Below are 18,979 nucleotides of genomic sequence, written 5' to 3'. Positions count from 1 at the left end.
CGGCCACCACACGCACCGCTTCGCCAGGGGAGTTCTCCGCAGGCCGACGCCCGCCACGGCTTCCGAAAGGCTTTTCCGGCCGACCCGAGCAGAGGGGATTCATGAGGAAAACGGGGCGATCCGTGGCTCGGCGGGCATTATGCGCGGTGGGGTTATTGGCGGGGTTCTATATGGTGGCGCTGGGAGCGCTGGCCGGGCTGGCTGCGGTGGACGTGCTGCTGGTGCTGCACACACACAGCGGCACACCGGTGTTCGCCGAGGGCAAGGTGATCGGCTGCACGGTGGTGGTGGCCGCTCCCCTGATGCGCGGCCTGGCCGCCAGCCGGGTCCCGCGTGACGGAGCGCCGCGCGGTGTGGCGGTGACGCCGGATCAGCAGCCCGAACTATGGGCCCGGGTGCGGGAGATCGCCGCGCAGGTCGGCACCCGGCCGCCCGCCGAGGTAAGGCTGGTCGCCGCCGTGAACGCGGCCGTCGGCGAGGACACCCGCCTGCTGGGCCTGATCCCCGGCCGACGTCGGCTGCACCTCGGAGTCCCCTTGCTGCTGGGACTGACCGGCCGTCAACTCGATTCCGTCCTCGCGCACGAGCTGGGCCACTTCAGCAACCACGACGTCCGGTTCGCGGCCGTCACGGTCCGCGGCCGGACCGGCGTCCTCGCCGTGGCCCGCTCCTACCAGAACCGCCAGGCCGGGATCCACAAGCCCCTGCGCGCCTTTTTCGCCTGGTACGCGGAGCTGTACCTGCGCCTGTCCCAGTCGGTCAGCCGGCGCCAGGAACTCGCCGCCGACCGCACCGCCGCGCACATCGCCGGCCGGGACGCCGCCATCGCCGCACTGCGCCGCGTGCCCGAGCTGGACGCCGCATACGACTTCTACCTCGACCGCTACGTGACCATAGGCTGGGACGCCGGGCTGCTGCCGCCGGCCGAGGAGTTGTTCGCAGGCTTCCATGGCCTGCTCGCCGATCCGTCCCGGCAGGCCGAGCTGGTCGCCCTGGGAGATTCGCCCGGAGCCGAGCCCATGACGGCCGACCCGTACGACTCCCACCCCCCGGTCCGCGAACGGATCGCAGCGCTGGCGGCCCTGCCCGACGAGTGGCCGCCCCCGATCCCGGCCGGGCCGGAACCGTCCGCGATGGTGCTGCTCCGCGACGCCCGGCGGCTCTGCGCCGCGGTCGCCGAGGAAGCGCTGCCCCCGGAGGCCGCCGACAAACGGCGGGTGGACTGGGCGGAACTGACCCGCGAGACCGGCCGCGCCACACTGACCCGGCCGTCAGCCGCGCTGCTGGACACCGCGACCACCGTGGTCGGCGCTCCGGTACACACCCTGACCGGCCTGCTGGACGCGATCGACGCCGGATGGCTGGACCCGATCGCCGACGCCCTGCCCAAGTCCGAGGAGGCCGCTCGTGCCACCGGCCGGGCAGCCCGCGAGTTCGCGCGCAGCGCCCTCCGCCGTGCGGTCCGGTCGCTCCTCTGCTTGGCACTGGTGGAGGCAGGCGCCGCGCGCTGGAGTCTGACCTGGGGGCGGGCCCTGCACCTGGAGTTCTGCCCCTGCTGGCAGGAGGCCGCGGACGCGGCGCTGGCCGCGCTGGTCGGGGACCGGCCCGACACCGCACCACTGCGCGCACTGCTACCCGGCGGCTACAGCTCCTCTTCCGCGGACCATAACGAATATAATCCCTCAAACCTGCATTCAGGACTGTGAGATGTCCCGGCTCTTCCTCTTTCTCCCCTTGGCCGTCGCCGCCGTTTGGTTCGTCCGGCGCTACCGCGACGGCTCCTTCCGCCGCTTCCGCGACCAGGGCCGGGCAGCCGCGCAGCCCTCACCGGCGGAGCAGCCCGCCCCGGCCTGGGTGTACACCCCGGAGGAGTACGGCATGCTCCCCGACGCCGAACTCGACACTCAGCTTCCCGGCCCCGACCCTCAGTTGACGCAGGCCCTGAGCGCCGCCGACACCGGCGACTGGCGGCCGGCCGCCGCCCTGCTCGCCGGGTCCGACCCGGAGTGGCGCTGGCGTCGGCTGGTCACCCTGGCCAGAAAGGCGGCCGAGGAGGACGGCTGGCTGCGCTCCTGGTCCGCTGCACTCCCAGGAGACCCCACCGCCGCGCTGGTGACCGCGGAGAGCACGGTCCAACTGGCCTGGCTGCTGCGCGGCGGCAAGAAGGCGCATTCCACCACTCAGGAGCAATTCGTCAACTTCCACCAGGTCCTCGGCCGCGCCCCGGCGGCCTTCGCCGAGGCGGCCCGGCTCGCCCCCGCGGACCCAGCCCCCTACATCGGCCTGATCTCAGTAGCGAAGGCCGAGGGCTGGCCGCACGACCGTATGCGGGCACTGTGGGCCGAGATCACCGCCCGCGCTCCCTACCATGTCCGCGCACACACGGATGCGCTGCAGTACTGGTGCGCCAAGTGGCAGGGCTCCCACGAGCTGATGCACAGCTTCGCTGAGACCGCCGCAGCCAACGCTCCGGCCGGCAGCCTGCTGCCGATGCTCCGCCTGATCGCCTGGTACGAGGAGATGATCGAGCAGAACGCCGAGCAACATGATTACCGGTCCCCGCAACTCACCGCGGCGATCGACGCCCTCCTCGCGGACACCGCCCTCGCCTCGCCCCACCACGCCGCCCTGCCCGCTGCCCGCCACCTACTGGTCTACTTCCTCCGCGGCCAGCGCCGCTTCCTCGAAGCACGCGAGCAGCTCCGCCTGGTCGACGGCTGGATCGGCGCCCTCCCCTGGGGCTACGCCACCGACCGCACGGCGTTCTACGCCTCCGTCCGCAAGCAGATCGTCCTGGCCGCCTCCCACCAGGAACGCGAGGCGCAGCAGCAGGCCACCTGACGGGCCCTCCTGCCGCACCGCCCGCTCCCTACGGCCCCGCGCAGAGTGCCGGGCACGCCACCAGGCCCTTGGTGAGTGTTTTTGATCCTGAGCTCGGATGACCGCATCGTCGGCCGTGCGACGCAAAGGGCCAGGTTGCGACTGTCGGGTATCGCTGTCACCAGTGACCAGTTGAAGATGGTGGCATGGACGCGCAGAAGGTGACCTTGCGGAAAATGACGCCGTCGGAGTACGACGTGGCGACTGAGCATCGTGAAGCCGAGACGGCTCGTGAACTCGGCAAGTTCATGCCCCAAGAGCTGGCGCGAGAGCGGGCTCATCAGGGAACGGTTCGGTTCCTCCCGGACGGGCTCGAATCGTCTGGTCATCATCTCGTGGTGGCGGAGAACGGTGAAGGCGAGGTTGTGGGGAACGCGTGGATTGGTCCGGACCCGCGCCAAGCCTCTTCGGGCACCACCAGCTCAGCCTGGCTGTACGACATCAACGTCTTCGCGCCGTTCCGGCGCCGCGGATATGGATCCGCCATCCTCGCCGCCGCGGAGGAGCTCATTGCCCGCGAGGGCAAGACGTCGCTCAATTTGAACGTCGTTGGGGACAATGAGGGAGCCATTGCCATGTATCAACGCAATGGCTATGGCGTGTCATCGATGTACCTGTCCAAGGACTTGCAGCGATAGATCAGCCGGTGGGTGACTGGCGGGTGACGTTCCCGATCTGGTCGGTCATGATGACAACCGTCCCCTTGCCCCGGGCCCGGCCCGGCCACGATGTGACCGGCAGGGGCCTCCGCCGCCATCGTCGACGGCAACAGATCACCACACTCCCGGCAGTAGCGCCGGGCCGTCCCGCCAGCCCCCACCCTCCAGATCATCCAGCCGTACACACCTCACGGCCAGCGTTCAAGAACACTCACTTAGAACAGGCTCAGCAGAGCCTCCGCCGGGTCCAGGATCCTGTGCTCGCCGTCCGGGAGCGGGAGTTCGAACCAGACCGTCTTGCCGCGCGGCGTACGCCGCGACCCCCAGGCCGCGGAGAGCAGGCCGACCAGTTGCAGACCGCGGCCCCCCTCGTCCGTGTCCCGGGCGCGCCGGCGGCGCGGCTGGACCAGGCCCGCGTCCCACACCTCGCACACCAGCGTCCGGTCGAGCAGCAGCCGCAGTCTGATCTCGCCCTCCCCGTACCGCAGGGCATTCGTCACCAGCTCGCTGACCAGCAGCTCCGTGGTGTCCACCAGCGGCTCCAGGTCCCAGGCGAGCAACTGGCCGCGGGCGTACTCCCGGGCCCGGCCCACGCTGCGCGGCTCCCGTGGCAGCGTCCAGTCCCCGACGCACTCGGCCGGCAGCCCCTGGACGCGTGCCATCAGCAACGCGATGTCGTCCTCGCCGTGATGCGTGTCCAGGGTGTTGAGGACGTGGTCGCAGACGTCCTCCAAGGGCTGGGAGGGGTCCGTGAGTGCGCCCACGAACGCCTGGAGGCCCTCGTCCAGCGGATGGTCCCGGGACTCCACGAGGCCGTCCGTGTAGAGCGCGAGCAGGGCGCCCTCCGGCAGTTCGACCTCCACCTCCTCGAACGGCTCGCCGCCCACGCCGAGCGGCATCCCGGGCGGCACGTCCAGCATCTCCGCGGGCCGGCCCGGCTCCACGAGCACCGGCGGGAGATGGCCCGCGTTGGCGAAGGTGCACCGGCGCGTGACCGAGTCGTAGACCGCGTAGACACAGGTCGCGAGGTACACCTCGGACAGGTCGGCCTCGCGCGGCCGGCGGGCGGCGCGGGTGGCCTGCTGGACGCCTCCGGGGGCGCCGAGGCCGCGAGCGATCTCGTCGAGCTGGGAGAGGACTTCGGCCGGTTCGAGGTCGAGCTGCGCCAAGGTGCGGACGGCCGTGCGCAGTTCGCCCATGGCGACGGCGGCGCGCAGGCCGCGGCCCATGACGTCGCCGACGACCAGCGCCGTGCGGTGGCCGGGGAGTTCGATGACGTCGAACCAGTCGCCGCCGACCTCGCTCGGCCTCCCGGTGGCCGCGTTGCCCGGCAGATAGCGGCAGGCGATGTCCAGGCCGGAGGCCTCCGGGTCGCCGGGCGGCAGCAGGGACCGCTGCAGTATCAGCGCCCGTTCGTGCTCGCGGCGGTACAGGCGCGCGTTGTCGATACAGACCGCGGTGCGCGCGGCCAGTTCGACGGCGAGCGCGCGGTCGCGTTCGCCGAACGGCTCGCTGCCCTTCGTACGGGAGAACTTCGCGAGGCCGACCACCGTGTCGTGCGCGACCATCGGGACGGCGAGCGTGGACTGGATCAGGCCGCCGTCCTCGGCGGGGATGTGCCGGGGGTGGGCGGCGCGCAGGGCGTCCGCGCACGGGGAGTTGAAGGCGTAGTGGTGGACGGCGCCGACGGCGACGGGCTCGGTCCCGCCGACGAAGGGCACGTCCGCCACGGCGCTGGAGATCGCGACGCGGCGCAGCTCGGCGCTGCCGTCGGCCAGGCCCGGCGGGGTCTCGTCGCCGGCCACGAGCCCTTGGTAGAGGTCGACGGTGGCGAGGTCGCAGAAGCCGGGCACGACCACGTCGAGGAGTTCCCGGGCGGTGGTCTCCAGGTCGAGGGAGTTTCCTATGCGGGCGCCGGCCTCGTTCAGGAGGGCGAGGTTGCGGCGGGCGGCGGCGGCCTCGCGGGCGGCGGCGCGACGGGCGGTGATGTCGATGCCGAGCCAGGCGATGCCGATGGGGTGACCGTTGCCGCTGTGCACGCGGTAGAGGTTGACGGACCAGTGCTTGCGCTCCTCGGAGCCCGGGGCGAAGCCCGTGACGTGCATGTCCGTGATCGACTCGCCGGTCTTCAGGACGCGTCGCAGGACCGCCGTGACGCGCTCGGCCTCCGGGGACTGCAGATAGTCGTAGACCGAGCGGCCGCGGTGCTGGTCGGGGGTGCCGCCGAAGGTCGAGGCGATCCGCTCGTTGGCGCGCCGTACCCGCAGGTCCGGGTCGATCAGCAGGAAACCGAAGGGAGATTGACCGAAAATCGCCTGCGAGGCGGCGAGATCGGTCTCGATGCTCCGGAGCGTGCGTACGTCGACGACGATACACACGGCGGCCCGGTCACCTTCCTCCGTCACGGTGGGCATCACATACACCTCGGCGAGCCCCTCGGTCCGCTGCGCGTCGGACAGCCGGAAGGGGATGACGCCGGTCCACTCCCGGCCGTCGAGGATCTCGGCCATCTTGCGCTGGCCGAGCTCACGCAGCTCCGGCGCGACGAACGCCTCGATGGGGTCCATGCCGACGGCCCGTTCGCGGGGGATGCCGAAGAGCCGCTCGGCCCGCAGGCTCCACTGGTCGACGTGGCCGTCGGGGCCGATGGAGAACGAGGCGGCCTTGATGTAGTCGTAGATGGAGCCGGGCGGGTTGCTCTGCCACAGGGTGCCGCGCATCGCCTCGTGCGGTTCGACGGCCACGGCGGAATCCACCGCGGCCCTGCCCCTCGCGCGGCCAGACGAGCCCTTGGACTCCGTGGCCTTCGCTGGTATCTCGCTCACGCGAACCGTCCCCTCCAGCTCACCGCGTCCGGCATCGGTCACCAAAGGCGGCTGACCGCAGTATCCAGCACTACGATGCCGCAGAACACGGTGTTCACGATCACAGCACGGTCCCGATGCTTTTCGGACCGGCCGGGCCATCCTCCCAGTCTTCTCACCGGGCGACGCCCGGTCGAACCCCGCTTCGGCGGCCTGCGGTCAGCCGGGAACCGCCAGCTCGAACCAGACCGTCTTGCCGGTGTCCGCCGGGCGGGTCCCCCAGCGCCGCGAGGAGTGGGCGACCAGTTGGAGGCCCCGGCCGTTCTCGGCATCGGAGTCGGCGGTGCGCTCGCGGGGCGGGTCGGGAAGGGTGTCGGAGACCTCGACGAGCAGGCAGGGGGTGGCGCCGCCGGAGCGGACGAGGCGGACCCCGATGGGGCCCGTGGCATGCCGCAGCGCATTGGTCACCAGCTCGCTGACCAGCAGCGCGGTGACGTCGCCGATCTCGTCGAGGCCCCAGGAGCGCAGCCGGCCCCGGACAGCGGCGCGCGCGCTCCGTACCGCACCGGGGTCTGTGTGGAACGTCCACTCGGCGCTGGCGCCTTCGCTGTCGAGCACGCCGATCACTTCCCGGGCCAGATGCTCATCGTGTCCGGTTTCGGGGGGCCAATGGGCCCATACCCGGTATCAGGAGCGCCTTACCGCATACCGGGGCGCACTATGACACAAACGGCGCAGGGAACACCGGCCTCTGGAGCACCACGCACCCCCCGACCGTCCCGGCCCGGCACGCCGTCATCCGAGCCCGCGCCCGGGTCTTCCCGCACGCCGGGAGGCGGGAATCCGGAGCCGGACGCCCCCCAGGAGAGATGCACAACAATGGGGCAGGTTTTACCGATTCCATAGGGCCAGCACGGCCTTGACCGCCGCCACGTCCTGGTCGAGCCAGTCCACGTCCCCGATCTCATCGGGGGTCAGCCAGCGCAGCTCGTCGTGGTCCTCCAGCGGCTCGGGGCGGCCGGCGAGCAGCCGCGCCGTCCAGACCCGCAGGACGTACCCCGGTTTCAGCGGCCACTCCCCCGGCACGCGCTCGACCGGCTCCGCGGTCACACCGAGTTCCTCACGCAGTTCGCGCACGAGGGCGCACTCGGAAGTCTCACCCGGCTCGATCTTGCCGCCGGTTCTCTAGGCTACTCCCAGTTGTCGCTTCGTTACTCATTCAGCTCGGAGCTGCGCACGTGAACGTCCTGGAACGCTGGACCGTCGACTTCTACGACTTCAATTCCCCGCCTCCCTATACAGCGGCTCTGGGGCTTTCCGCTTTCGGAGACCTGCACACCCGCGCCATCCGTAACGGAGCCCGTCACGGCACCCCCGTCGTCCTGCCGCCGTCGGGCCGCCCCGACTCCCGGATCAACCTCTTCTTCCGGGAGGGCCGCATGGCAACGTCCCAGCCCGGGACCTGGCGGCGCTACGCGTACACGCTCGTGGTGTGGCTCGACTTCCTGGACGCCATCGGCACCGACTGGGACAGGGCCACGGTCCAGCATGTCGAGGCGTTCAAGGACTGGCGTATCACCGACACCCGGAACGCGGAACGGGTGCGGGCCACCTCGTTCGACACCGACCGGGCGGGGCTCAACAGCTTCTACACCTGGGCAAGCTCCCGCTTCGGCATCACGAACCCGGTCGCCACTGTGCGCGCCGACGACGAGGCGACAATTCGGCAGGCGTACGGCCGAGGGCGCCGTGATCCGCTGCGTCCGGCTGGTTCCACGAGCCGCCAGGTGAAGTGGCTGCTCCGGGACGCCCTGGAGCAGTGGCGCGACATCGGGCTGCGCGGGTACGGCTTCGACGGGCTGCGACGCGCAGGGCGGCAGACTGGCGGGTTCAACGAGGACCGCGACACGGCCTTTGTCGACGGCCTGTACGGGACCGGGCTGCGGCTGAGTGAGTGGGCGAGCATCCTCGACGTCGAGCTCCCCGGATCGGGCGGCGAGCGGATGGGGACGGCGCGGCTCGCGGCCAAGTGTGTCAAAGGCGGGCGTGAGGGCCGGACGTACTGGATTCCCCGGCAGGTGCTGCGGTCGGTCGAGGGATATCTGGACCCGCTGGAGGGCTCCCGGGCCGAGCTGATCAGCAGGGCGCAGCGGGAGGGGCGATACGACCGGCTCAGCGGCGTACGCATCGTCACCGGCCACGACGCCCGCGCCCGCAAGCTGCGCGTGGCCACCGTGGACGGTCCGCAAACGGTGGCCCTGGACGAGCTGGCGCCGGACGACCGTCGCCTGCTGTTCCGCCGGACGCCGCAGGGCCTGGAGCCGCTGTGGGTGTGGCTGTCGGTGAACGGCCTCCCGAAGAAGCCGCACAGCTGGGAGGACACCTTCGACGCCGCGAACCGGCGAGTGGCCGAGGCGTGGCTGCGCAAGACCGATCCCGGCGGACGGCTGGGCGAGGAGCAGCGGGAGCAGGTGCGGCGCGAGTGTCCCCTGTGGGTGACGCCCCACATGTGTCGGCATTCCTTCGCCCTGAAGTGGTTCTCGATCCTCTCGCTCCTGGAGGAGCGCCGTTTGGAGGGCTTCTCCCCCGACGAGATCGAGGACTTCCGTGACCAGCTCGGCGACATCTGGCTGCAGTTGGCCGTGCTGCTCGGGCACCGGCATCCCGACACCACCCGGGAGTACTACGACCCTCGGGAGTTGCATCAGATGGGCGAAAAGTCGCAGGTCGCCTGCTCACGGAGAGAGCCTGACGGACTCCGACACTACTACGACCTGACGTCCTGACCAGGCATGTTGCCAACATCATCCCGTCTAATGCATGATCTGCCCTCCAGAAGGGATGGCCTGGAGTGGTGCATCAGCAGAAGGTGGCCCTCGCTGGGTCGGCTCGCATGGAGCTTGTCTCCGGTGTGGTCCAGCGTCCGGAGGACGCGATGTTCGACGCGATGCTGCGGGGTTGGCGGGCTCAGCAGAAGTCGCGAGGGCTGAAGGACGAAACGATCGATCCGAGGGAACGGCTGATCCGCCGGTTCCTCGATTTCGCGAACGAGTACCCGTGGCAGTGGACGCCGGCCCACATGGACGAGTGGTCGGCCTCGCTGACGAGCGAGAAGCACCTGGCGCTCTCCACGATCCGCAGCTACCAGGGCACGGTTCGGCTGTTCACCGAGCTCCTCATCGACGCCCGCTACGGCTGGGGCCCGGCATGCGAAGAAGCCTTCGGTGCCTATCCGGTAGCCATCGCTCACGAGTGGAACACCCTCCCTCACCTGCAGGATTACGAGGGAGATCCGGAAGCGAGGCCGTTCACCCGCGAAGAACTGCAGCGGTTCCTCGACTACGCCGACGACCAGGTCGCACGCGCCGTGAAGTCCAAACGCAAGGGAGCCCTCGCCGCCTACCGTGACGCCACCCTCTTCAAGGTCATCTACGGCTGGGGACTTCGCCGGACCGAGACGTCCAAGCTGGACGTCGTCGACTTCGGGCGGAACCCGAAGGCTCGCCAGTTCGGCCGGTACGGCACGCTCAACGTCCGTTACGGCAAGGCGAAGAAGGGCCAGCCGCCACGGCGTCGGAACGTGCTGTCGGTGATGGACTGGGCCGTCGAGGCGGTCGCGGACTACGTCGAGAACGTCCGGCCGCGCTTCGGGTTCCCCGACCACCCGGCTCTCTGGATCACCGAACGCGGCGGACGCCTCCAGCCCGGCTCCATCAACGACCGGTTCGAGGCATACCGTGACGCCCTAAAACTCCCAAAAGACCTAGTTCCGCACTCAATCCGCCATTCATATGTCACACATTTGACCGAAGACGGAGTAGATAGGCGATTTATTCAACAGCAAGTCGGTCACGAGTGCGACAGCTCCACGGCCATCTACACGCACGTCAGCGACGACTTCATGAACACTGCCTTGAGCAAGGCCCTGGCCCCGGCGTTCGCCGGCGTCTGACGAGGAAGGACCCGATGATGGCCGCCAAGCTCGACTACCACTGGCACCTGCGCAAGATCATGGCGGACCGCGGGATGTTCTCCACCACCGACCTCATCCCGCCGCTGAAAGAACGCGGCATCAGCCTGTCGTCGAGCCAGGTCTACCGGCTCGTCGTCGAGCGGCCCGAACGCCTCAGCCTGAAGATCCTCATGGCCCTGCTCGACATCCTCGACTGCACCATGGACGACCTCATCGAGCCCATCGCCGTGGCCGGCTCCGCGACGAAGCCGAAGAAGGCCGCCGCAGGCGGGGCTTCGGTCTCCGAAGGAGTCGGTGACCTGCGGCCCCGGCGGGCCCGGATCAGCGGAGTTGACCGGTGACCGGTCTTGCCGAGGAGGTCATCGCGGATCCGGTCGGCCTGGTCGTGCGGCTGATCGGGAACGTCGAAAAGCACCTGCCCGCCGATCGCGTCCGCGACATTGTCCTCAAGGTCGTACGCGCACGGGCCCGGCCGCCGCAGCCTCGCCCAGGCCCTGCACGACGACCCGTCGCTGCTGCGGACCGGACAGCCACCGGCGCCCTACTGCGTCGCGAAACTGCTTATGGCCCTGCACGAGGCCGGCGCCCAGAACGTCGCGCTGCCCCGCTGCGGCGAGTGCGGCCGCGCATGCGGCTACGTCGGCAGCAGCAAAGGTGGGCACTGGGGCTGTTCGCGCTGCTTCGACAAGCCCGCCGTCTGCGCGGGATGCCATGAAGAGCGACGCGTCGTCAGCCGGGACCGTCACGGCGAGCCCCGCTGCGCGAACTGCCCCGATACCGAGGGCGATCCGCTCCAGGAGCTCACCGAACTCGTCACGAGTCTCGATCTTGCCCTCGACGACGACAAGGTCCTGGCCGCGCTCGGGCGGGCCACCGTCCGGCCCGCCGGCCAGCGCCGACTGGCCTGGGCCGTCGTCGCCCGTCCCGAGCTGCTGACCGGCGCCGGTTACGAAGCTCCCACCCCGGCCGCCCTGCGGTTCATCAACGAGCTCGTCGAGGCTGGGGCGACCAAGGTCGTCCGACCGGCCTGCCCGCGCTGCCACGGAGTGAAGGCGCTGTCCAAGCTGCTGGACGGCAAGAGGATCTGCCGGGCCTGCTTCGCCCACCACGCGGCCGTTCCCTGCTTCGGCTGCGGCGCCGTGCGTGAGCCAGCCACCCGCGATGCCGAGGGCCGACCGCTGTGTCCGAACTGCATGATCAGACAGCCCGCGAACCTGGAGGAGTGCGTCGGCTGCGGCCGACGCAAACCCGTCGCGAACCGGCTGCCCGATGGCCCACGCTGCCAGAACTGCCGGCCGAGGATCACCGCGGAGTGCGGCATCTGCGGGCGGACGGCGCTCTGTGACATGTCCCGGGCCACCGGCCAGCCCTGGTGCGACCGCTGCCAGCAGCGATGGGTGGCCTGCAGCGGCTGTGGCACCGTCGCCCAGGCCCGCAGCGGCACCTGGGAGGCGCCGTTGTGCGCGAAGTGCACCAACCCCGACCCGGAATTCTGGGGCCGCTGCCCGGCCTGCACCACCACCTGGCAGCTCAGCACCCGCCCCTGCCAGCGATGCGTCCTCGACCAGCAAGTACGTGACCTCCTCGGTGACGCCACCGGGGCCATCCGTCCCGAACTCGCCCAGTTCCACGAGGCGTTGACGAGCGCCGAGCGCCCAGATGTCGCCTTCGCCTGGGTCTCCCGCTCCAAGGCCCGTGACCCCCTGGAACGCATAGGCCGCGACGAGCGGCCCGTCACTCACGAGGTCCTCGACGAACTACCCTCGGGCAAGGTGCTGGCCCACCTGCGCAGTGTCCTGGTCGCGACCGGCGCCCTGCCGCCCCGCGACGAACGGCTGGTCGCCCTGGAGAAATGGATCACCGCGACGGTCCAGGCCCGCACCGATCTCGCCGAGCGCCGGATCCTGCACGGCTACGCGGTCTGGCACCACATGCGCCGGCTCCGGCGCCGCCTCGGCGATGACCACACCACCCGGCTCCGGGACCTGAACGTGCGCTGCCACGTCACCGCGGCGAACAACTTCCTCGACTGGATCGGCGGCGAAGGGCTCACGCTGGGGACCTGCACCCAGACGGACCTGGAACGCTGGATGGCCGACCCCACGGTCAGCTACCGCGACGAGACGGGCCACTTCGTCCGCTGGTCGGTACAGCACCGGCATGCCCGTGACCTGACCTACGGCACCGTCCGCTGGACAGGACCGCTCAGCACCATCGACAGCGAGAAACGCTGGGCGGACGCCCGACGCCTCCTCAACGACGACACGCTGCCGACCCCGGACCGCGTCGCGGGACTGCTGCTGATCCTCTACGCACAGAAGATCGCCACCATCAGCCAACTCACCGTCGATGACGTCGACTTCGACGGCGACACCGTCTCCATCACGTTCGGCACCTCGCCGGTCGTCCTCCCCGCGCCGCTGGCCACCCTCGTCCGCGAGCTCGTCGCGACCCGCCGCGGCAAGGCCAAGATCGGCACCCCGGACGACGCTCCCTGGCTTTTCCCGGGAGGACACCCTGGGCGCCCTCTCGGCGGCGACCGGATCGGCCAGCGCCTCCACAAGATCGGGATCCGGCCCAAACAGGACCGCTCCACCGCGCTGTTCACCCTCGCCACCGAAGTCCCCGCCGCGGTCCTGGCACGGATGCTCGGTGTCCACATCAAAGTCGCCGTCCAGTGGCAACAGGCATCCGCTGGGGACTGGGCCGCCTACGCAGCCGACGTCAGTCGACGGACGAGGTCGACATGACGCTCGTGGAGGGCCAGTCCATAACGGTCAGCTCGGGCCATTGCTCTTGCCACCTCGCTGCCTTGGTCTCATAAACCGTTCGTGGAGCGAGCACCGGGTTCGGCCGGACAACGAGGTTGAACACGTCCGACAGGCCATGCGGCGCATACACGCGCCACTGGCCGTCCGCCTCCACTCGTACTCCGAGGCAGCACGTCGTCGCGGCGAAACTGTCGATCGCCGCCTCAGTGGAGTCATGCGGCGGGCACGAGACGCCGAACTTGTCCTGATACCAGAGGTGAACTCGCGCTTCGTTGCGGATCTCTATCTCCGCGGGCAGGCCGGCGAAGACTTCCCGTCCGGCCTTGATCACCGTGTCTTCGGCCTCCCAGGACAGGTCGTCGCTGTCGAAGTAGAAGAGGTCGTAGTCCTTGATGCCGTTGGTCGGTGGCCTGCCCGTGACGACATTCCACACGGTCTGGAACAAGCAGCCGGCCGTCACATACCACCCGGGCAGCTCCAGCGTCGCGGCCCGCGCCAGCACCTCCGTCAACACGTCGTTACGAGACAGGACCCCACGAAGGGACTCAAGTTGCTGGTCGAGAGGGAGTCGGCTGATCATCAGCCCTGCCTACCACAGCTCGCCCGCCGGACGGGCCAGCTCTGCCTCAAGGACCCCTCGGTGGAGGGCGGGCGTCGCCCGCCCTCCACCGACTCCGAAACATCGCCAGGACTCCGGAGACGTGTACTTCGGGCTTGATTTCCGGGCCGGAGCCTCAGCTCTTGGTCAGGGTGCTGCCGAGAAGGGACAGCAGGCGGTCCCAGTGCAGCTGCAGTGCAGCGGGGTTGAAGGCATCGGTGTCGGACATGGTGAAGCCGTGGACGGTGCCGGGGTAGATCTCGGAGGTGTAGCCGACACCCGCCGCGTCCAGGGCCTGGTTGAGCTCGCCGAGGGCCTCGGGCGTCAAGTCGCTCTCGGCGTGGCCGAAGTGGACCTCGGCGGTGACCTTGGAGAGGCTGTCGGGTCCGTCGACTCCCACCGGGCCGTGGAATGCGGCGAGGGCGGCTACCTGGCCGGGGTGGGCCGCGGCGGTACGCGTCGCCAGGAGACCGCCGATGCAGTAGCCGGTCACCGCGACCGGTCCGGCGCTGACCTCGGGCTGAGCGGTGAGAAACTTGAGATAGGCGTCGGCGTCGCTCAGGACACGTTCTGTGGTGTGCGCCTCGATCATGGGCATCAGCTGGGCGAAGACCGCGGGCCGGACCTCTTCTCCAATGTGCTCGGGAAGCTCGATCACCGGTGCCGGGCCGTGCCGGTAGAAGAGGTTGGGGACGACCACGTAGTACCCGTGCCCGGCCAGTTCGCGGGCCATCTCCCGCAGCACGGGCCGGATCCCGAAGCCGTCCGCGTACATCAACACCCCTGGGTGCCGCCCGCCACCGTCGGGGAAAGCGGCGAACGCGTCGGCTTGGCCGTCCGCGGTGGGAATCTGCAGCATCTTGGTGGCCATGAATTCTCCTGTCGTGGTTGACGTATCGAGCCTGTGATCAACACGACGGAGGCGGAGCCCGCGCAGCAGCGCAAGATCCTCGATCCAACAGCGGGCCAGCACCGGCCCCAGTGGCGCTCAGAGGAGCACCGGGTCACCAATCCGTGTGTGGCGCAATGCCATCCCGGTAGTCATGGCTACACAACGTAGCCCACCGGATGAAGCCGATGCCAGCCCATCAGGTCACAGTGAATGTCGCGAGAATGATCTCGGTCGACACCTTGGGGTCCTGAACCCGGTCGACACGCTGCCCGTGACAGGGATACCCATCTCGCGGCTGCACGGTCATCACCACACTTCAAAATACTCCCTTGCCGAACACTCCGAACGTGGCCGAACCGGAGCCACTCTTCCGGTCCGGTTTGACCCTGTTCGCGGGCTTCCACTGTGAAGGCATTCCAGCAGTTCCAATACCCGACTCCACCATTAGGCGCGCCGGACACCGAGTGGCTGCAGGACATCGCGGTCGAGAAGCTCGAACTCGTCCTGGAGCAGATCAGCGACGACGCCCAGCGGCTCGCTGCGGGTGAGCATGTCAGCGGACCGTCCGCCGACGAATACCGCCGCCGGGTCGCCGGCTCGGCCGACTTCCCCGGCCGTACAGTCATCAGCCCCCGCAGCGCCGCGCGACTCCTCGCCGGCGCGGATCCCCGGGTGCACCACGGAGAGGGCATGACCTGCGTCTGGCGCCCCGCAACAGCCGCCTGCCGCGCCGCCCGTCTCGCCCAGGGCCTGCCCGAACCGGCCGGCCCCGACGAGAGCGAGTGCCGGTCCACCTGCACCAATCTGGCCTTCACCGACCGGGACATCGCCCACCGCAAACAGGACCTCCGCGACTGGGAGGCGGCAGCATCCGACCTGCTGGCACCCCAGCCCCTGCGGGACTGGGCCACGGCACAGGCCGAACTCATCACCTCGCTCATCCACCGTCACGAGCGGAGCCACACCGAAGGAGCTCCGGCATGACCACCCGCCGCCCCCGCGACCTCGGCGCCGAGCGCTCAGCACTCCGAGCCGCGGCCGACCGCCTCCTGGAAGGCACCCCCTGCGCTCGGAGTCCGGCCGTCTCACCGTCACCGAGCTGCTGCGTGAGTCCGGCCTGCGCCGAGACGTCGTCTACAGCACCCACAAGGACCTTGTCGAGGAGTTCCAGGCCAGGGCATGCGCACAGCAGCACACGCCGGCCCTCGCCCAGTCTCTGGCCGACGAGAACACGCAGTTGAAGCAGAGGCTGACAGATGCCATGTCCGCGCTGGCCAAGGAACGGGAGGCCACCGCGACCCTTCGCCGGCTCGTCGCCGAGCTCGACCTGGAGCTGCATGCCGCCCGCGAGGGCAGCGGGCCCGCCCGAGTCACCAGCCTGCCGACGCACCGCCGCCATCCTCCCCGCAAGTGAACACAAGCACCGCGAGCGCCTCGGATCCGGACACGATCTGCCCACCAGGAGGTCCTGGCTCAGCGCCGTCTCAGCTCAATTCGCCGGCGGCGTTGAGGTCGTCGAAGAGCAGCTGGTCGACCGGCGGCACCAACGGACGGTCCGCGTACGAGAACCAGGCCATCTCCTCGATCTCACTGCTCGCCGCCAAGCTCCCCTGGTAGTCCGCGGTGTAGCAGCTCATACGCACCACAGCGCCTCCCGGCAGATCGGGCACCTCAGCCTCGTACGTGCCCACGTGCAGCGCACTGTCCGGGTCGAGGAGCACGGTCAGCTCTTCCTTGATCTCACGGAGCAGGGTCTCCAGGTCGCTCTCCGCGCCTTCCCGCTTGCCACCGGGGATGTAGAAGACGTCCTTCCCTCGGGGCCTGGCGCAGAGAATCCTGCCGTTCTCCACACGCACCCACGCCACCGTGTCGATCAGGACCGTCATCACTCCGCCTTCGCCATCCGGAACCCGCGTCAGGCAGGACCTTAACGAGACCGGCACGCGTCCGCCGGGCCGGTGTCAGCCCTCAAGGGTCGCGATCGCCTCGGCCAGCCACTGCTTCTCCTCGGCACCCGTCGCGCGGGCGATGCGCAGCATGCCCTGCCGAAAGAGATCCGGCGCTTCCTCGGCGCGCACCGGCTCGCCGTCGCGGTAGAAGAAGCTCGCCGGAGTGTCGAGAAAGGCCTGCCGGCGGCGGAGGACGGCGGCCTGCTCTGCCCGGTCGGGGAGATGCCGCAGGAACGAGAGCAGCGTGAAGAAGCGCTGCCCATCGGTGATTTCGACCTCCTTGGGGTCCCGAAGCCGGGCCTGCAGGTCAACGCGGCCCGCCTCGGTGAGGGAAAGGATCCGCCGGGGTGCCGCACCGTTTCCGGGCTCGGTGCGCTGCTCGACCAGACCCGCCTTCACCAGCCGGGTGATGGCCGGGTAGAGCGCGCCGTCACTGACGGGGCGAATGTGGCCGCTGAGGCCCTGGATGCGGGCCTTCAACTCGTATCCGTGCAAGGGCTCCTCGCAGAGGAAACCCAGAATCGACAGCTCCAGCACGCGACCGAACCCCTTCCTGCGTCTGTCCGGACACTTGCCCGTCCCGCGTGGCCATGTTACCTCTATTCGCTGTACCTCTATTCGAGGTACAGCGAATAGAGGGGGCGCGGTCATGAGGGCAACGGAGCACCGGCGCAAGCTGGTGTCGCTGGCATATCCGGTCTACTTCGAACTGCTCGCGGGCGTCACCGCCGGGATCATCAACATGGTCTGGGTGGCGAGGCTCGGCGGAGAAGCTGTCGCCGCGGTGGCCGTCGCCACCAACCTGGAGAACCTGCTGCTCGGCGTCATCCTCGTCGCCGGGTCGGGCATGACCGTGCTGGTCGCACGGGCCAGAGGCGCGGAGGATCCGGCAGCGATGCGCTCCGCCGTGCGCGGCGGCTGGGCACTGTGGGCGATCGTCACGCCCGTCGTCGCCGTAGGCGGGTTCCTGTGCCGCGAGCCACTCGCCCGACTCGTGCTCGGGGGCGACGAAGACAGCTCACTTCCCCTCGCCACCGACTACTTCTCGATCGCGTTGCCGGCAATCGCGGTGTTCTTCGCGACCAACGTCATCGACGGCATCCTCAAAGGTACGGGCGACACCCGTACCCCGATGAGACTCGCCATGCTCGCCAACGGACTGATCCTCGCGCTGGATCCCCTGCTCATCCTCGGGTTCGGGCTCGGGGTCCGTGGGGCCGCGATCGCCACTGTGCTGGGCCGGACGGTTGCGCTTGCCTGCGGATTCATCGCGCTGCGCCGCAACGCCGTCCTACGGCAGGCAGCCAGGGCGCCCTTGGACCGGACCAGGTCACTCGGTTCCGATGCCCGTAGGGCCGCCGCAACAGGGTTGCCCATGTCAGCCGATTTCGTCGTGCGGATGACGGGTGCGCTCGCCCTCGTAGCCATCGTCGCCCGGATCGGTGTCACCGAAGTCGCCGCCTACGGAATCGCGACCAAAGCCATGTACGTCGCGACCATGGCCTTCTACTCGGTACGTCAAGCCGCTGCCATCCTCTCCTCCCACCTGCTCGGCACCGGACACGACGGGCGACGCGCCATCGGGCGGCAGGCGCTGCTTCTCGCCGGGGCGCTGGGGCTCGGGGCCACGCTGGTGCTGCTCACTGCCGCGCCGTGGATCATGCGGGCGTTCGGCAGCGAAGGCGCGGTAGCCGAGGCCGGCACGCTCTACCTGCGGTGCCTGGGGCCGTACCTGGTACTGCTCGCCTGTTTCATCGCGCTGGGCGGGGTGTTCGAAGGCAGCGGGGGCAGCCCCGCCCTTGCGCGGATCACCACGTGCGGGGTGATGCTTCAACTGGCGCTTGCGTACGGCCTGTCGGGTTCAGGGCTGCCCGGCATCTGCTTGGCCATGGCAGCGTCCATGGCCCTGCAGTGTGCGGCCGTTGCCAGGATGTACCGGCGCACGGCACTCCCGACGATCGCCGACCACGACAGCAGTCGACCGAAAATCTCCGCCGCCACATCCGACGACTCCGCACCCGACAACCGACTTGCTTAATGAACGCCGGGGAGCTCCCAGCGTCCGGCCAGCTCCGGGGGCGCACTACGGCGCGCGGCCAGGAGACGGTCGCCGTCCAGCAGGGCGGCGGCCACCACCACGATCGGTTGCGTCATGCGCCGGAGCCTACGGGAGCGTGCGACGGGTCACACTCCGGGCCGCGCTCCCCGCCGGACGTCGCCCTGGCCGATGCGCTCGACCCAGTAGAGCTGCTTGTGTCCGCGGTCCTCGAGACTGTCCACGATCTTCTGAGCCTCGGCGCGGGTGGCGTACCTGCCCACGCGGTAGCGGTTGCCGGTGTCGTCCTGCCGTATGACGAGCCAGGGAAGAGTGACCGTGCTGTCGTTCATCGCGCGCCTCCACTTCCCGCACCCGGCTCCCGCCGCACCCCGCCCACCAAGGAAACCGCACTGCG

At 69.6% G+C, this 18,979-nt stretch carries 17 protein-coding genes and 2 pseudogenes; 10 read left to right on the top strand and 9 right to left on the bottom strand.

The annotated features are described in order from the left end of the window. Positions 1–155: 155 nt before the first annotated feature. From ACWD5Q_RS02110 to ACWD5Q_RS02100, 3 genes are all read left to right on the top strand, one after another. Positions 156–1,706, top strand: coding sequence for a M48 family metalloprotease (locus ACWD5Q_RS02110; RefSeq protein ID WP_451425061.1), 1,551 nt, complete (start codon positions 156–158; stop codon positions 1,704–1,706). A 1-nt stretch (position 1,707) separates the two neighbouring features. Beyond that, positions 1,708–2,841, top strand: coding sequence for a hypothetical protein (locus tag ACWD5Q_RS02105; RefSeq protein ID WP_451425060.1), 1,134 nt, complete (start codon positions 1,708–1,710; stop codon positions 2,839–2,841). 185 nt (positions 2,842–3,026) lie between these two features. Next, entirely contained in the window at positions 3,027–3,518 is a 492-nt protein-coding gene (locus ACWD5Q_RS02100; protein ID WP_451425059.1) for a GNAT family N-acetyltransferase, read from the top strand. Positions 3,519–3,754: 236 nt separating this feature from the next. Here the strand turns inward: ACWD5Q_RS02100 and ACWD5Q_RS02095 are convergent, their stop codons facing one another. The 3 genes and pseudogenes from ACWD5Q_RS02095 to ACWD5Q_RS02085 form a co-directional block, all read right to left on the bottom strand. Further along, a complete protein-coding gene (locus ACWD5Q_RS02095) occupies positions 3,755–6,364 on the bottom strand; it encodes a SpoIIE family protein phosphatase (RefSeq protein WP_451425058.1) in 2,610 nt (869 codons plus the stop codon). Between the two features lie 198 nt (positions 6,365–6,562). Further along, a complete protein-coding gene (locus tag ACWD5Q_RS02090; RefSeq protein WP_451425057.1) occupies positions 6,563–6,970 on the bottom strand; it encodes an ATP-binding protein in 408 nt (135 codons plus the stop codon). A gap of 264 nt (positions 6,971–7,234) precedes the next feature. After that, a pseudogene (locus ACWD5Q_RS02085) lies at positions 7,235–7,522 on the bottom strand (NUDIX domain-containing protein); the annotation flags it as partial. 59 nt (positions 7,523–7,581) lie between these two features. Here ACWD5Q_RS02085 and ACWD5Q_RS02080 point away from each other — a divergent pair. The 4 genes from ACWD5Q_RS02080 to ACWD5Q_RS02065 all read left to right on the top strand — a co-directional run bounded on the left by ACWD5Q_RS02080 (position 7,582) and on the right by ACWD5Q_RS02065 (position 13,066). Beyond that, complete coding sequence (locus ACWD5Q_RS02080) at positions 7,582–9,129, top strand: site-specific integrase (RefSeq protein ID WP_451425056.1); 1,548 nt, start codon at positions 7,582–7,584, stop codon at positions 9,127–9,129. Between the two features lie 107 nt (positions 9,130–9,236). Continuing rightward, positions 9,237–10,295, top strand: coding sequence for a tyrosine-type recombinase/integrase (locus ACWD5Q_RS02075; RefSeq protein ID WP_451425055.1), 1,059 nt, complete (start codon positions 9,237–9,239; stop codon positions 10,293–10,295). A gap of 14 nt (positions 10,296–10,309) precedes the next feature. Beyond that, complete coding sequence (locus ACWD5Q_RS02070) at positions 10,310–10,657, top strand: helix-turn-helix domain-containing protein (protein WP_451425054.1); 348 nt, start codon at positions 10,310–10,312, stop codon at positions 10,655–10,657. A gap of 99 nt (positions 10,658–10,756) precedes the next feature. Further along, the gene (locus tag ACWD5Q_RS02065; RefSeq protein ID WP_451425053.1) at positions 10,757–13,066 is read left to right on the top strand and encodes a site-specific integrase; all 2,310 of its coding nucleotides are present in this window, start codon (positions 10,757–10,759) and stop codon (positions 13,064–13,066) included. Here ACWD5Q_RS02065 and ACWD5Q_RS02060 read toward each other — a convergent pair. Both ACWD5Q_RS02060 and ACWD5Q_RS02055 read right to left on the bottom strand, forming a co-directional pair. Further along, on the bottom strand, positions 13,041–13,667 hold the full coding sequence (locus ACWD5Q_RS02060) for a nucleotidyltransferase family protein (protein ID WP_451425052.1): 627 nt from the start codon (positions 13,665–13,667) through the stop codon (positions 13,041–13,043). The two genes, ACWD5Q_RS02065 and ACWD5Q_RS02060, sit on opposite strands and share 26 nt — an antisense overlap. Before the next feature lie 154 nt (positions 13,668–13,821). Beyond that, positions 13,822–14,556 carry a dienelactone hydrolase family protein gene (locus tag ACWD5Q_RS02055; RefSeq protein WP_451425051.1) on the bottom strand — a complete coding sequence of 245 codons (735 nt, stop codon included), beginning with the start codon at positions 14,554–14,556 and terminating at the stop codon, positions 13,822–13,824. A 426-nt stretch (positions 14,557–14,982) separates the two neighbouring features. Here ACWD5Q_RS02055 and ACWD5Q_RS02050 point away from each other — a divergent pair, with 426 nt between their 5' ends. Together ACWD5Q_RS02050 and ACWD5Q_RS02045 are read left to right on the top strand one after the other, a co-directional pair. Beyond that, entirely contained in the window at positions 14,983–15,561 is a 579-nt protein-coding gene (locus ACWD5Q_RS02050) for a hypothetical protein (protein WP_451425050.1), read from the top strand. Positions 15,562–15,814: 253 nt separating this feature from the next. Then, the gene (locus tag ACWD5Q_RS02045; protein ID WP_451425049.1) at positions 15,815–15,991 is read left to right on the top strand and encodes a hypothetical protein; all 177 of its coding nucleotides are present in this window, start codon (positions 15,815–15,817) and stop codon (positions 15,989–15,991) included. Between the two features lie 70 nt (positions 15,992–16,061). On the opposite strand, the gene ACWD5Q_RS02040 is transcribed toward ACWD5Q_RS02045, so the two are convergent. Continuing rightward, on the bottom strand, positions 16,062–16,463 hold the full coding sequence (locus ACWD5Q_RS02040) for an NUDIX hydrolase (protein WP_451425048.1): 402 nt from the start codon (positions 16,461–16,463) through the stop codon (positions 16,062–16,064). A gap of 75 nt (positions 16,464–16,538) precedes the next feature. Then, positions 16,539–17,063 (bottom strand): PadR family transcriptional regulator, encoded by a 525-nt coding sequence (locus ACWD5Q_RS02035; RefSeq protein WP_451425047.1) that lies wholly within the window; start codon positions 17,061–17,063, stop codon positions 16,539–16,541. Between the two features lie 112 nt (positions 17,064–17,175). Between ACWD5Q_RS02035 and ACWD5Q_RS02030 the strand changes: the two genes are divergently transcribed. Further along, the gene (locus tag ACWD5Q_RS02030) at positions 17,176–18,564 is read left to right on the top strand and encodes an MATE family efflux transporter (protein WP_451425046.1); all 1,389 of its coding nucleotides are present in this window, start codon (positions 17,176–17,178) and stop codon (positions 18,562–18,564) included. A 5-nt stretch (positions 18,565–18,569) separates the two neighbouring features. Here ACWD5Q_RS02030 and ACWD5Q_RS02025 read toward each other — a convergent pair. Both ACWD5Q_RS02025 and ACWD5Q_RS02020 read right to left on the bottom strand, forming a co-directional pair. Next, positions 18,570–18,680: pseudogene (locus ACWD5Q_RS02025) on the bottom strand (DNA mismatch repair protein MutT); the annotation flags it as partial. A 30-nt stretch (positions 18,681–18,710) separates the two neighbouring features. Further along, a complete protein-coding gene (locus ACWD5Q_RS02020; RefSeq protein WP_451425045.1) occupies positions 18,711–18,914 on the bottom strand; it encodes an SPOR domain-containing protein in 204 nt (67 codons plus the stop codon). Positions 18,915–18,979: the final 65 nt, after the last annotated feature.

It is taken from the genome of Streptomyces sp. NPDC002513 (assembly GCF_053595355.1).
Note: the sequence above shows the minus strand (reverse complement) of the source record. Positions and strands in the feature narration are given on the sequence as shown.

Coding starts and splice junctions, on each gene's coding strand:
- ACWD5Q_RS02030 (WP_451425046.1), top strand. CDS start 17,176: ATGAGGGCAACGGAGCACCGGCGCAAGCTGGTGTCGCTGGCATATCCG.
- ACWD5Q_RS02105 (WP_451425060.1), top strand. CDS start 1,708: ATGTCCCGGCTCTTCCTCTTTCTCCCCTTGGCCGTCGCCGCCGTTTGG.
- ACWD5Q_RS02060 (WP_451425052.1), bottom strand. CDS start 13,667: ATGATCAGCCGACTCCCTCTCGACCAGCAACTTGAGTCCCTTCGTGGG.
- ACWD5Q_RS02040 (WP_451425048.1), bottom strand. CDS start 16,463: ATGACGGTCCTGATCGACACGGTGGCGTGGGTGCGTGTGGAGAACGGC.
- ACWD5Q_RS02020 (WP_451425045.1), bottom strand. CDS start 18,914: ATGAACGACAGCACGGTCACTCTTCCCTGGCTCGTCATACGGCAGGAC.
- ACWD5Q_RS02055 (WP_451425051.1), bottom strand. CDS start 14,556: ATGGCCACCAAGATGCTGCAGATTCCCACCGCGGACGGCCAAGCCGAC.
- ACWD5Q_RS02070 (WP_451425054.1), top strand. CDS start 10,310: ATGATGGCCGCCAAGCTCGACTACCACTGGCACCTGCGCAAGATCATG.
- ACWD5Q_RS02100 (WP_451425059.1), top strand. CDS start 3,027: ATGGACGCGCAGAAGGTGACCTTGCGGAAAATGACGCCGTCGGAGTAC.
- ACWD5Q_RS02075 (WP_451425055.1), top strand. CDS start 9,237: ATGGAGCTTGTCTCCGGTGTGGTCCAGCGTCCGGAGGACGCGATGTTC.